This is a genomic window from Laedolimicola sp. (assembly GCF_051972735.1).
GTDB lineage: Bacteria > Bacillota > Clostridia > Lachnospirales > Lachnospiraceae > Laedolimicola > Laedolimicola intestinihominis.
Genome location: NZ_JBOKYU010000004.1, coordinates 78,516 through 91,812, shown reverse-complemented (window position 1 = coordinate 91,812; position 13,297 = coordinate 78,516). Strand labels below are relative to the sequence as shown.

The window sequence follows — 13,297 nt, the reverse complement described above, 5'->3', positions numbered from 1 at the left end:
TATCAGACACCCATACACAATTTTATGTTACCCATATACGGACCCGGTTACAGATTGCACAAAGAAATCCACCTTTCATAAAAATATGCACGAATCCACGTGGATAAGTGAAAAAGATATCCACATAAAAACGGACAAAAAAGCCCATAAAATAAAGTTATCAACCAAGTTATCCACATTATCCACATTTTTGGATGTGTAAAACCCAGGTTTACATAGTATTTTTAAAAACAAACGTTCTGTACAGATTGAATAAAACTGCATAAGACGAAAATAAAGTGGAAAACAGACTTGACTTTTGCAATGTCGAAATATAATTGGTATTGTCTGATAATTGTGAAAAAATCAGGGAATACAAGCGATGGGAAATAAACAAAAAAGTATGCCATGATACTCTAAGCCAAAGTATTTAGAGTATCATGGCAGTATAAGAAGCTTAGAAATTATGGCTGCAATAAATACCTACCGGATGGCAACCAGTTTATAGATGGGGTTACCCTTTGCTGAAAACTTCTCCTCGTACTCCGTCATGATATTGCCCTCATTCATGGTTGGATCATGATGCAGATCCCTGGAGCAGCCCACAAGCTTCCATCCGGCTTCCTCCACGCTCTCCAGTGAGAAATCGAACAAATCCATATTGTCGGTCTTGAATTCAATCTGACCATCCGCCGCCAGCACCAGATTGTAGCGCGCCAGGAACTCCGTGGAAGTCAGGCGTCGCTTTGCGTGCCGTGCCTTGGGCCAGGGATCGGAAAAATTCAGATAGATCCGGTTCAGTTCTCCATTTGCGAACATCTCCGGCAGCTCCGCCGCGTCCTCGCAGAGGAAATACAGATTCGGCAGCGGTTCTTCTCCCATCTTCTGCAGCGCCCGCAGCAGCACGCTGCTATAGCGCTCCATGCCCAAATAATTAATATCCGGATTCCGTCTGGCCAGCTCCATCAGGAACTGTCCTTTTCCCATACCAATCTCTATATGAATCGGATGATCGTTTCCGAAAAGCTCCTGCCACTTCCCCGGACGCTCTTTGGCGTCGTGAACGACATATTCATTAGCGGCAATGGCTTCTTCGGCTCCTTTAACATGTTTCAGTCTCAAAATAGTCCTCCTTTTTGTACGTAAACAGTGTATTTTTTCAGATACATAGAAATGATTTTTTATGGTTTTTGGGTTCCCGGAATAGGAAATCACTCAGAAACGTAGTTGTTTCTAAATTCCGGAGACTCGAAAAACCTTATAAATACGCGGTTTTTTTACATTGTAAACAAAATCGAAAAAAAAATCAAGAAAAATGAAAAAAAGTGCTTGCATTTTTGAAAACCATGCAGTATAATAAATCTTGCGTTGAGGGACAGCCCAAAACGAACAAAATATGCGCGATTAGCTCAGCTGGCAGAGCACCTGACTCTTAATCAGGGTGTCCAGGGTTCGAACCCCTGATCGCGCACTCTAAGGTACCGGTTTTGCAGATGACTGTGGGGTCGGTGCTTTTTTTGTGCCTGGAAACGGGGGGCTGAGATAATACACGTTTTCTTCTAAGCTGGACATTGTAATTTTTGGCCATCTTCGTTATACTGGGGCTATAGGGAAAAGAGTGCCGTCCCGGCGGTCAGGAGGAAGAAAATATGAAACTGATGATGGTAATTGTGCAGGATCAGGATTACGCGAAGCTGGCGACCCGGTTGATTCAGAACCGGATTCGTGCCACGAAGTTCGAGACGTCTGGTCTCTATTCCAATAAGAAGAACGTGACTCTGTTCATCTGTGTGGAGGAAGAACAGCAGGAGCGGATACTAACGTACATTCAGGAAAGCTGCACCGAACGGGAAGAAATCTGCGAAGTATGGGAGTACAATGGCAACATGATGGTGCAGGCTGAGAAGACCCTGAAAATTGGCGGAGCAACCGTATTTATATCTGAAGTAAACCAGATAATGAAATTTTAAAGATGTTACAAAATGACGACAAAAAAGCGGCCCTGCAAGTGCAGGGCCGTTGACATTTCAGAAATAATCTGAGTTTTACAAAAATTTACTTGCGTTATATAAAATCGTATACTAAAATATCCCTATAAATGAGGAAGTGTGATGGTAAAAGTCGTACCTCGCTGGGGAGTAGAGGCGACTTCGATGGTTCCGTAATGGGCCTTCACAATTTTCTGGGTAATTGCCAGACCAAGACCGGTTCCGCCGGTCTTACCGGAAGCAAAAGGGGTAAAAAGCTCCGCGGCAGCTTCCGGCGTCATACCGCAGCCGTCGTCAGAGATGCGGATAATGAGCTGATCCAGATATTTTCTGGCAGACAGTGAGACACAGCCGCTTTCATCGGTGGCCTCAAAGGCATTTTTGAGAAGATTCAGAAAGGCCTGTTTCAATTTCACAGGGTTTCCAAATACCGTGGGAAGGTGCGCAGGCAGATGGAGGGAAAAATGTTTCCCATGCTCCTGTATGTAAGGCTGGAGACTGCTTTCCAGTGAGGTAAACAGTTCTTTCATATCCACCTCGCACATGAAGAAACGGCGCCCGTCTGTATACGCGGCCAGGTCTTCCAGAAGCTGTCCCAGATAGTCCACATCTTCCAGGGTCTGATTCCAGAACTGGAAATCCCGCACCTCAGGGTGCATCGTCTCAATCAACTGAAGCGAGCTGTTGATTAAAGTCAGCGGGTTACGTATTTCGTGTGTGATTTTTGCGATAGTAAGGTTAAGTTCATCCATAGTTTGTACCACTCCTGTAACTAAGTGTAGCATGGGGTCGGGGATGTGACAATATGGATTCCGCCAACAAATAAAAACAAAAAAGCTTAAAATTCGACAAAAGGAGGAAGCATGATAATGAGACATGATGATTGTATTTTCTGTAAAATTGCGAATGGAGAGATTCCGTCCGCTACGATTTATGAGGATGACGACTTTCGGGCGTTTCTGGATCTGAATCCGGCCACCAGAGGGCATGCGCTTTTGGTACCGAAGGATCACTTTGCGAATCTTTTGGAGTTGGATGAAGAGCACGCAGAGAAGGCTATTCTGCTGGCAAAGAAAATCGGAAGCCGGATGAAGGAGAAGCTGGGCTGCGATGGATTGAATCTGGTTCAGAACAACGGAGAAGCAGCCGGTCAGACCGTATTCCATTTTCATATGCATCTGATTCCGCGTTACGAGAATGACGGAGCAGGAATCGGATGGAAACAGGGAGCGCTGACAGACGACGCGAAAGAGGAACTTGTGGAGCTGTTAAAAGATAATTAAAAAGCCGAATTCAGGGGAAATGCATGGGGATTAGTGAAGAAAAATTTCGTGAACTGCACGAAAAATATAAAAACCTGATACTTCGGCAAGTCTATGATATGACGAAAGATTATTATTTGGCACAGGATATCTGTCAGGAAACATTTCTGAAATTATACAGTTACCGTGACAGAATAGAAGAGGAGAAAGCAAAAGGCTGGATGCTGGTAGTGTCCTATAATAAAACATGTGATTGGCTGCGTCGCAATAAAAAGTACTACGAAATCGTTGAGAAAAACAGCGATGTGGTGGTAAGCAGCGCGGAAAATCCTCTGGAATATCACGCGGCAGAGATGGATAATCAGAATCGGTGTCTGCACATTCTGCGCGCAGTGCGTGAGAAGAATGAGGACTGGTACGAAATGTTGATACTTTTTGATTATTTTGGAATGTCGAAGAAGGAAATCGCGGAACGGACCGGATTCCCGGTCGGTACGGTGGATACCTATCTGAGACGATGTAAGAAATGGCTGAAGGCCAGGTTTCAGGATGTAAAGGAAAAATAAATAATACAGCGGCGGAAATACAGATTTCCGCCGCAAAGAAAACAATTGGGGCCTACCCTAACGGGCAGCAGCCTCTTCGATGAGCCCGATGATCGTATCGATGGAATCGGTCTGACGGCTGGCTTTCATGGCCTCGGAGAAGGAAACGCGCTCTGCGTAGAGTCTGCGGACTGTCTGGAGCAGAAGCTCATTGGTGAGCGTCTCTTCTTCCAGAACCAGACTAAAGCCCTGTTTCTCGAAGGAACGGGCATTGAGAATCTGATCGCCCCGGCTGGCTGCAGCGGAGAGCGGAATCAGCAGGTTCGGCTTGTGAAGGGCCAGCAGCTCGCAGATGGAGTTGGCGCCCGCCCGGGAGATGACCAGATCCGCCAGAGCGAACAGATCCTTCAGCTCCTCGTTAATGTACTCATACTGTACATAGCCGGAGAGACCGTACAGAGAAGCGTCCAGTTTTCCCTTGCCGCAGAGATGGATCACATGGAAATCCTTCAGCAGGGTGGGAAGAATCTTGCGGACCGCCTCATTGACAGCGGCAGCGCCCAGACTTCCGCCCATAACCAGAATGACGGGCTTGTCATCGGCGAGACCGGTGAACCTCCGCGCGGCCAGAGCGTCGCCGTGCAGCAGCTCCTGGCGGATGGGAGAGCCGGAGAGGACCGCCTTGTCCTTGGGCAGATACTGCAAAGTCTCAGGGAAATTACAGCAGACCTTCCAGGCAGCCGGAATTGCCAGCTTATTGGCCAGGCCCGGCGTCATATCGGATTCGTGGATGATACAGGGAACTTTACAGTGTTTCGCGGCCAGAACCACAGGCACGGACACGAAGCCGCCCTTGGAAAATACCACATCCGGCTTCAGTTTTTTCATGGTGCGGACGGCTTCGCCGTAGCCTTTCAGGACCTTGAAAGGATCCGAGAAGTTTTTCAGGTCGAAATACCGGCGCAGCTTACCGGAAGAGATGCCGTAGTAAGGAATCTGGAACTCCGTAATGAGCTTTTTCTCGATTCCATCGTAGGAACCCATATAGGAAATGTCGTAGCTGAGCTCGCGAAGCCGCGGCAACAGCGCGATATTGGGCGTTACATGTCCGGCAGTTCCGCCGCCGGTCAAAAGAATTCGTTTCAAAATTACACCTCCGTAGATAACTGTCTAAGGTTATTATGCTAGGTTCCATCCCTTCTGTCAATTGTAAATCAGAGGGGAGCAGATAGATTTCACACGGAAACCGGAAAACACAAAACTATCAGAATTACGATAAGGAAAGAAATATGAGTGAAGAAAAATTCCGTGAATGGATAAGCAGTGAATTTGAAAAAGAGGCAGAGGAACTGGAAAAGCGGCTGCAGGAGCATGAAGCAGCGGATCCCGAGTTGGCTGCCCTGGAGATGCCGGAGGATTCCTTCGACGATCTGATGCGGCGAATTAAAGCCGAGGAAGAGAATAAGAACATCAGTAAAAATGAGAACGGTCCCGCGAAAAAGCCGTTCCGGATTCGGAAGCGCACGCTCCTCGCCGTGGCCGCTGCCGCGATCCTGGTGGCTGCAATGGGTGCAGGCGTTACCGGTGCGAAATTATTCGTGCCGAAGGTGGAAAACCGGAGTGAGGATGGGGATTTTAATACAACGATTATTAATGGAGAGATGGAAGAAGACAGGGACATTTCAGAGAAAGATGCCTATCAGGAAATTGAGGACAGATTGGGGATTCAGGCGCTCAGGCTGAATGATAAACCTCAGGATATGGTTCTGGAAAAGGTATATATAGATGATGTGATGGGCGAAGCTCAGATGGAGTTTCGGTATAAAGGTCGAATATTTATAATATATGAGAATAAACAAAATGAAGATTCCGCGTTTGATAAACAGACAGATGGAGAGATAGTAGACACCGTGGATATGTTTCATTTGAACAAAAGCGTTGAAGTGTTCAAAATTGATAAAGGAGATGGCGGATATAGCTATGGAGCTCAGTTTGAACGTGGAAATGCATACTATTATGTAAATGCAGATATGGATTTAGAAGAATTCAAGCAAATTATTATGGGAATTATTTTCGAAAGTGTCTGATATGGCTCCCCTCATTCGTATTCTTAATGTAACTATCAATAAGTGCAATATGAAGGAGGGGAAACATATGCACAAGAAAAGAATCGCCATGGCGCTGATGGGCCTTCTGCTGGTAGGAGGAATTTGCAACGCGGGAGCCATCACCAGCCATGCAGAAGAAATGCCGGGATATCACGAGTATGTCAACACAGAGGACGAAGCGATTGATACCTGGTACGGCATTGCAAGAGGAACCTATTTACGTGATGGAACTACCGGAATAAAGAGGACAGGTTCAGGGTTGTTGAGCATCTCAGGAACAACAACTGCGTACAAGACCTGTGATTATGTAAAGGTAAGCCTTCATCTGGATGAGAGTTCTGACGGCGGCAGCCATTTCGGCAATATTGCCAGCTACTATTTCCAGGAAGAGAATACAACATCCTGCCATGGAAATAAAACCAATATTTCCGTAACAAAGGGCTACAAATACCGTGTAAGAGGCGGACATACTGCTGTAAAAGGAAGCACCGTGGAATCCACCACAACCAGTGCAGGTGTTCTCACCGCATCCTAACCCGCGCTCCACTCCCAATACCCGGGCGCAGGAATGGACAAACCATCTACCAATCATTTATACACAACTGAATATGGAAAAGTAAAGGAACCAGAAAACGTAACTGAAAAATCAAAAAAATCTACACACTTTGAAAAAGCAGTGATTGTTGTTTTGTGATGTGATGAAAAGAGTCGGCCGGAGGAATTCCGGCCGACTTTTTTGACCGGCGGGTATCAAAAGGATTCTTTCTTGCAATTCCGTACAAGTGTTGGTAAAATAGAGAACGGAGAAGCAAAGAAAGTGAGGCGTCTATGGGCAGAACAGGTATTATTGGAGCGATGGAAGAGGAAGTTGCTCTCTTAAAAGAGAAAATGGAAATAGAGGTAGTAGTCAAAAAGGCATCCATGGAGTTCTATCAGGGTCATCTGAATGGCCGTGAGGTAGTCGTGGTGCGCAGCGGTATCGGCAAGGTGAATGCAGGCATGTGCGCCCAGATTCTGGTGGATGCGTTCAATGTGAGCCACCTCATCAATACAGGAATTGCAGGCTCCCTGAAAGCGGAGATTAATATCGGAGATATCGTGGTATCATCCGACGCGCTGCAGCACGATATGGACGCGCGGCAGTTCGGTTATGCCAGAGGCGAGATCCCCCGCATGGATACGATCAGCTTCCCGGCAGACCCGGAGCTTATCGCCATGGCGAAAGCAGCCTGCGAGGAAGTGAACCCGGATATCCGTGTCTTCGTGGGACGGGTTGTCACGGGCGATCAGTTCATTGCGGAGCGTTCCGTGAAGAATGAGATTGCGTCCTGGACGGAAGGCTACTGCACCGAGATGGAAGGCGCAGCCATTGCGCAGGCGGCGTATTTGAACAAGGTACCCTTCGTCATCGTCCGCGCCATTTCCGATAAGGCAGATGACAGCGCCACGATGGATTACCCCACCTTTGAGGCACAGGCCATCGAGCACAGCGTGAAGCTGGTAGAGAGCTTTGTATCCCGAATTCCGGAGGATGCGTACTAAAATTTCAGAATGGAAGTTTTGGAAAGAAAAGCGGGAAGCTTGTCAGCCCCTGTCGGGCCATGACGAGCGCCTGCTCTTTTTATTTGCAGGGATATCTTTTATAATAAATAGAAGAATTTAGCGGACGGAATAAAAGATGGGAGGGGTTACATGTTCCGAATCGTCATGATAGCGGCCTGGGCCGCATTGCTGATACTGATACTTTACCTGTGGGCCGACGTCCGGGAAATCCTCGGAATCGTCAAAGACGTCAAGCGGGAGCTGCTCCGCAGCAGCCTGTCCGCCCGGGCGGCGGAGAGCTTTCCGAATTTTGAGCAGGAAGCCCGGGAGGAACAGGAACAACAGGCGCAGCAGGAGACGGAGAAGCCAGTAAAAAGCGTTGTGAAAAATCTGAATCCCCAGGAGGAGCAGGTGCTGAAGGAGGTGCTGTCAGAATTCCTGGGGTGAACCGATGGAAAGAACAAAAAGAGAGTAAAATGTAAAAAAATAGCTTGACAAAAGCGGGGAATTGTTGTATATTATACCCAATAACACGTGTTACTGAATTGCAGGCATGAGTGATTTTTCACTCATGCCATTTTTGTTTTTAGACAAGGATAACCCGGAGGTTCTATGTTTGGATTTTTAAAGAAAAAGAAACAGCAAACGGAGATTTACGCTCCGGTAGATGGCCGGGCGATTTCTCTGGAGGAAGTCGGCGACGGTGTCTTTTCGGAAAAACTGGTCGGTGACGGCATAGCAGTGATTCCGGAAAAAGATCAGATAGTAGTTCCTGTGGACGGTGAGATAAGCTTTGTAATGGAGACAGGTCATGCCTTCGGAGTCAGAGTTCCGGATGGACCGGAGATTCTGGTTCACATCGGGATCGACACAGTGAATGAAAAGGGGGAAGGATTTCAGGTGCAGGTAAAAGCGCATCAGCCAGTGAAAACCGGTACGCCGGCAGTGCTGGTGGATCGGGAAGCCCTCTATAAGAAGGGATACAATCTGGTAACCATGGTACTGGTACCGGAGGTCGAAAGTTATGGATCCCTGCAATATTTAAAAAAAGGGGAGGTATGTGCAGGAAAAAGCGCGGTGCTTGCATTTTAAGTTGCGTAAGAGGGGAAGAGCATGAAAATTACAAGAGTCATTAACAATAATACCGTTGCGACAGTCGCAAATAAAAAAGAAATTATTCTAATGGGCTCTGGAATCGGATTTCAGAAGAAACCGGGAGATACGGTAGAGGTTAAGAAGATAGAAAAGGTATACCAGATACGGGATCGGTTTTTCCAGAAATACGAGCAGATTTTCCGGCATATTGAACCGGGTGTTTTTAAGCTGGTGGAACAGATACAGGAATATGCGGAAAAGGAGCTTGCATGCACGTTGAGTCCGCAGTTTGTATTTGCGTTGGCGGATCATATTTCCTTTGCGGTGGAACGACAGAAAAAGCAGGAGCCGTTGCCCAATCTGATGCTGCAGGAGATTAAACTCCTGTATAACAGGGAATATCAGATTGGACGGTACGGGAAACAGCTGGTAGAAAAGGAAATGGGGATTTCGCTTCCGGAGGATGAGGCGGGGTATTTCGCGTTGCATATTGTGAATACCAGAATGGGAGAACCATCTGTAGATGTGAACAATATTCTGGTGCTGACCAACGGAATTCTGCAAATTCTGGAAGTGGAGATGGGAATTCATTGCCGGGAAGATGACTTTGAGTACAGTAGGTTTCTTACACATCTGAAATTTTTGGCAAGACGTATTTTTAATCAGGAACAGGTTCAGTTTGGCATTATGGAGGGTTTGTATCCGGGGTTATTGGACAGGGAGCCAAAGCTGGAAGGGACAATTGAAAAAATTAAAAATTTCATAAGCGAGACCTTTGATTATGACATATCAGAAGAGGAAGCAGCCTATCTGGCTATGCATATTCTTCGAATCAGAGGCCGGTAGGATTGTTACTCACAGGAGGCAAGACCGTCTATCTTGAAAATACAGGGATTCAGGCTGTATGTTTCAGGACAGAAGGTCTTTTTGTTTATCAGGAGGGAAAGGTATGAAGAAAGGAAATACAATGGTATTTTTTCAGAAATTGTCAAAAGCATTTCTGACGCCGCTGTCGCTGATTGCGTCAGCGTCACTGTTAATGGGAGTCGCATCGTTCTTTACATCGGGGGATATTATTGCGGCAGCTCCCTTTTTGGGTAACACCATGGTTCAGTACATCTTTAAGGTACTGCTTCAGATGGGAAGCATCGTAGTCAGCAATTTCGCGGCGCTGTACGCAGTGGCGTTGCCCTTTGCGCTGGTGGATGAGGATAAGGAATACGCAGCCTTCGCGGGCTTTGTGGGATATCTGTCATTTCTGACGGGAATGGGAATGCTGGTGGATAATTTCCCGAATATCGCAGCCATGTTCCCGGGCAACGGTCTGACCACAGTGCTGGGTATCAGTACCGTAAATGCCGGTATGTTGGGAGGTATTCTGGTAGGTATTCTGACCAGTGTGCTGCACAAAAAATTCCATACGGTAAAATTCCCGATGGCGTTCTCCTTCTTTCAGGGAGTACGGTTTGTGCCGATTATCAGTGTGTTCAGCTTTATGATTCTGGGAAATCTGTTCCCCTTCGTATGGGTGTTTATTTCCCGCGGTATCAATGGACTGGCAACCATTCTGAATCAGATGGGCGTCTTTGGCCTGTGGCTGTACGGTTTTGTAGAGCGACTGTTGATTCCCACCGGTCTCCATCAGATCTGGATTTCTGTTGTACGTGATACTTCTGTGTCCGGTATATTTGAGTTTGCTTCCGGTATTGTAGAGGGTCAGAGACCGGCCTTCATGCAGTATCTGGCAGAGGGACTTCCATTGAATACCACTCTGCGTGAAATGGTGAAATTCTCCTATGGACCGCAGATTCCGATGATGCTGGGCGCGCTTCCGGCTATCGGACTTGCAATTTACCAGTGTGCGGACGCGGATAAGAAAAAAGCAGTAAAGCCGCTGATTCTGGCAGGTGTGACCACAGCCATGATTGCAGGTATCTCAGAACCGCTGGAATTTATCTTCCTGTTTACGGCTCCGGTTCTGTATGTGATTTATGCAGTCCTTTATGGATTAAGCTGGGTATTTATGTATCTATTCGGAAATCAGATTGGTTACGGTTCCGGAATCATTGAATTTGTTGTATTTGGACTTTTACGTTCAGACTCTCACTGGTGGGTATGCGTTTTTGTAACCATTGGCGAATTTATTGCCAACTATGCAATTTTCCGCTGGTTTATCCTGAAATTCAACGTGAAGACTCCGGGGCGCGGAGGTGATTATGACGCATCTCTGGAAGCACTGCAGGAGGCGAATGATTCAGAGAAAGGTAGCAGCGTGGATGCAGCGACGGACCCGAAAACCCTGAAAGCACTGACTATCATTAAGGGTCTGGGCGGCAAGGACAATATTGAGGAGGTAGATTCCTGTATGTCCCGTCTGCGTGTGGTATTAAAAGATGGTTCCCTTGTTGACAAGGAGATGCTGAATAAAACGGGCTGCACAGCCATTCGCGTCATTGATGATCGGAACATTCAGATTATTTACGGAACGACCGTAGGTATTATTAAAGAATCTGTCAGAAAGCAATTAAAGAAATAGGAGGAAATATATTATGAAAAAATATTCTGTATTGATTGTAGGCGGCGGAAGTACGTATACGCCGGGTATGGTTCTGATGCTGTTAAGTCAGCTGGATCGTTTCCCGTTACGGAAAATCAAGCTTTATGACAATGATCCGGAGCGCCAGGAAGTAATTGCCAGAGCATGTGAAATTATTATCCACGCGAAAGCACCGGATATTGAATTCCTGGCATCCACCAATCCGGAGGAGGCGTATACAGATATCGACTTTGCCATGGCGCAGATTCGTGTAGGAAAATACGCTATGCGTGAGCTGGATGAGAAGATTCCGCTGAAATACGACGTGGTTGGACAGGAAACTTGTGGCCCGGGCGGTATCGCTTACGGCATGCGTTCTATTGGTGGAATTTTGGAGAATCTGGACTATATGGAGAAATATTCTCCGAATGCCTGGATGCTGAACTACTCTAACCCGGCGGCGATTGTGGCTGAAGCGACCAGACGGCTGCGCCCCAATTCCAAAATTATCAATATCTGCGATATGCCTATTGAACTGGAAAATCACATGGCGACTATACTGGGTCTGAAATCCAGAAAAGAGATGGATGTGCGGTATTTTGGATTGAATCACTTTGGATGGTGGACGGAGATTCATGATAAGGCAGGAAACGATCTGATGCCCCGTCTGAAAGAGCATGTGCGGAAGTACGGCTACGTGGAAGATGAATCTCTGTATACAGACCCGAAGCGTGACAGCTGGCACGCAACTTATCAGAAGGCCCGGGATATTCTGGAATTGGATGATGCGTATCTGCCGAATACTTATCTGAAATATTATCTGTTCCAGGATTATGTGGTAAAGCATTCGGATAAGAATTATACCCGTACGAACGAGGTTATGGATGGCCGTGAAAAGGATGTATTTACAGCATGCCGGAAGGTGGCGGAGGACGGCCACTGCCATGATGATTTGTTTGATGTGGATAATCACGCAACCTTCATTGTGGATCTGGCAACCGGAATTGCCAATAATACCCATGAAAGAATGCTGCTGATTACGGAAAATAAGGGAGCTATTGCAAACTTTGATCCGACAGCCATGGTGGAAGTGCCCTGTCTGGTAGGAAAGAATGGTATCGAGCCGCTGGCCATGGGGGAGATTCCCCAATTCCAGAAGGGGCTGATGGAGCAGCAGGTATCGGTGGAAAAACTGGTCGTAGACGCATGGATTACCGGATCCTATCATAAGCTGTGGCAGGCACTGACCTTATCCAAAACCGTCCCCAGCGCTACTGTGGCAAAGCAGATTCTGGATGAATTGATTGAAGCTAATAAAGGATATTGGCCGGAGCTGAAATAAGGATATGTTTGGGAAAAAGCTGAATTGGGAATCCTTTTTTCTGGAGGCGCTGGGAAGTCTGCTGGTCGCCGTGAGTATTTATAATTTTGCGGCGGCCGCGGAATTTCCCATGACCGGTTTCTCCGGAATCGCATTGATTCTGTATCGGTTGTTCCGGATTCCACTGGGGTTGTCCAATGTGCTTTTAAATATTCCGGTGGTGATTCTCTGCTTTCGGATGTTGGGAAAAGGTTTCTTTCTGCGGTCTGTGCGCTGCATGGTGATTTCCTCGTTACTGATGGACTATGTGGCTCCTCTGCTTCCTGTTTTTACGGGAAATCGGATGCTGGCTGCGATTTGCACCGGTGTTTTGGGCGGGGTAGGATATGCGCTGATTTATATGCAGAATTCCTCGACAGGTGGCGCGGACTTCCTGATTATGGCATTGAAGGCGAAGAAGCCATATCTGCCTTTGGGCAATATTACCTTCCTTTTCGCGGTCAGCGTCATTGGCGCTACCTGGCTGATTTTCGGGGATACAGAAGGCGTTATCTACGGATTGATTATCAATTATCTGGCCGGAGCAGTGATCAATAAGACCATGTACGGAAGAAATGCCGGGAAAATGACTATGATTATTACAAAGGATGGTAAAAAGATTTCGGATGGAATCGAGAATTGCTGCCATAGAGGCTCTACGATTATTCCAGTCATGGGCGGATACCGGCAGGAGAAAAAATATGCGGTACTCTGCGTCTGCAATAATAAACAGATGTTTGAGATTACGCAGCAGGTAAAAAGGCTGGATCCGGAATCCTTTATGATTATCTGGGAGTCAAATGAAGTACACGGAGACGGTTTTAAAGCATTGACGATAGGGGAAAAATAACGTTATAATGAGATTGCCCTTCAGCGAGGAAG

The 13,297-nt window shown here is 46.8% G+C and carries 15 protein-coding genes and 1 tRNA gene; 13 read left to right on the top strand and 3 right to left on the bottom strand.

Features of this window, described 5'->3' with window-relative positions; all coding sequences use genetic code 11:
* Positions 1-462: 462 nt before the first annotated feature.
* The gene (gene trmB / locus ACTRC3_RS02440) at positions 463-1,101 is read right to left on the bottom strand and encodes a tRNA (guanosine(46)-N7)-methyltransferase TrmB (RefSeq protein WP_440321292.1); all 639 of its coding nucleotides are present in this window, start codon (positions 1,099-1,101) and stop codon (positions 463-465) included.
* A gap of 276 nt (positions 1,102-1,377) precedes the next feature.
* Between trmB and ACTRC3_RS02435 the strand changes: the two genes are divergently transcribed.
* Both ACTRC3_RS02435 and ACTRC3_RS02430 read left to right on the top strand, forming a co-directional pair.
* Positions 1,378-1,450, top strand: a tRNA-Lys gene (locus tag ACTRC3_RS02435).
* Between the two features lie 178 nt (positions 1,451-1,628).
* Positions 1,629-1,949, top strand: a complete 321-nt coding sequence (locus ACTRC3_RS02430) for a cyclic-di-AMP receptor (protein WP_440321290.1) — start codon at positions 1,629-1,631, stop codon at positions 1,947-1,949.
* Between the two features lie 122 nt (positions 1,950-2,071).
* On the opposite strand, the gene ACTRC3_RS02425 is transcribed toward ACTRC3_RS02430, so the two are convergent.
* The gene (locus ACTRC3_RS02425) at positions 2,072-2,719 is read right to left on the bottom strand and encodes an ATP-binding protein (protein ID WP_178038974.1); all 648 of its coding nucleotides are present in this window, start codon (positions 2,717-2,719) and stop codon (positions 2,072-2,074) included.
* A gap of 117 nt (positions 2,720-2,836) precedes the next feature.
* Between ACTRC3_RS02425 and ACTRC3_RS02420 the strand changes: the two genes are divergently transcribed.
* On the top strand, positions 2,837-3,250 hold the full coding sequence (locus ACTRC3_RS02420; protein ID WP_349164957.1) for an HIT family protein: 414 nt from the start codon (positions 2,837-2,839) through the stop codon (positions 3,248-3,250).
* 23 nt (positions 3,251-3,273) lie between these two features.
* A complete protein-coding gene (locus ACTRC3_RS02415; protein ID WP_178038975.1) occupies positions 3,274-3,795 on the top strand; it encodes a sigma-70 family RNA polymerase sigma factor in 522 nt (173 codons plus the stop codon).
* Positions 3,796-3,852: 57 nt separating this feature from the next.
* Here ACTRC3_RS02415 and ACTRC3_RS02410 read toward each other — a convergent pair whose 3' ends face one another.
* Positions 3,853-4,920, bottom strand: coding sequence for an undecaprenyldiphospho-muramoylpentapeptide beta-N-acetylglucosaminyltransferase (locus tag ACTRC3_RS02410; protein WP_440321287.1), 1,068 nt, complete (start codon positions 4,918-4,920; stop codon positions 3,853-3,855).
* Between the two features lie 143 nt (positions 4,921-5,063).
* On the opposite strand from ACTRC3_RS02410, the gene ACTRC3_RS02405 reads away from it, so the two are divergent.
* From ACTRC3_RS02405 to ACTRC3_RS02365, 9 genes are all read left to right on the top strand, one after another.
* Positions 5,064-5,861, top strand: coding sequence for a hypothetical protein (locus tag ACTRC3_RS02405; protein WP_440321285.1), 798 nt, complete (start codon positions 5,064-5,066; stop codon positions 5,859-5,861).
* A 67-nt stretch (positions 5,862-5,928) separates the two neighbouring features.
* Positions 5,929-6,417 carry a DUF6147 family protein gene (locus ACTRC3_RS02400; RefSeq protein WP_440321283.1) on the top strand — a complete coding sequence of 163 codons (489 nt, stop codon included), beginning with the start codon at positions 5,929-5,931 and terminating at the stop codon, positions 6,415-6,417.
* 293 nt (positions 6,418-6,710) lie between these two features.
* The gene (locus tag ACTRC3_RS02395; protein WP_178038979.1) at positions 6,711-7,424 is read left to right on the top strand and encodes a 5'-methylthioadenosine/adenosylhomocysteine nucleosidase; all 714 of its coding nucleotides are present in this window, start codon (positions 6,711-6,713) and stop codon (positions 7,422-7,424) included.
* Positions 7,425-7,574: 150 nt separating this feature from the next.
* Positions 7,575-7,871, top strand: a complete 297-nt coding sequence (locus tag ACTRC3_RS02390; protein ID WP_440321281.1) for a hypothetical protein — start codon at positions 7,575-7,577, stop codon at positions 7,869-7,871.
* 165 nt (positions 7,872-8,036) lie between these two features.
* Positions 8,037-8,516, top strand: a complete 480-nt coding sequence (locus tag ACTRC3_RS02385) for a PTS sugar transporter subunit IIA (RefSeq protein WP_440321279.1) — start codon at positions 8,037-8,039, stop codon at positions 8,514-8,516.
* A 21-nt stretch (positions 8,517-8,537) separates the two neighbouring features.
* Entirely contained in the window at positions 8,538-9,365 is an 828-nt protein-coding gene (locus tag ACTRC3_RS02380) for a PRD domain-containing protein (protein WP_440321277.1), read from the top strand.
* Between the two features lie 103 nt (positions 9,366-9,468).
* Positions 9,469-11,055, top strand: a complete 1,587-nt coding sequence (locus ACTRC3_RS02375; protein WP_440321275.1) for a PTS transporter subunit EIIC — start codon at positions 9,469-9,471, stop codon at positions 11,053-11,055.
* A gap of 13 nt (positions 11,056-11,068) precedes the next feature.
* Positions 11,069-12,397, top strand: coding sequence for a 6-phospho-alpha-glucosidase (locus ACTRC3_RS02370; RefSeq protein WP_440321273.1), 1,329 nt, complete (start codon positions 11,069-11,071; stop codon positions 12,395-12,397).
* Between the two features lie 4 nt (positions 12,398-12,401).
* Positions 12,402-13,265, top strand: coding sequence for a YitT family protein (locus ACTRC3_RS02365; protein ID WP_440321271.1), 864 nt, complete (start codon positions 12,402-12,404; stop codon positions 13,263-13,265).
* The last annotated feature ends 32 nt before the right edge of the window (positions 13,266-13,297 follow it).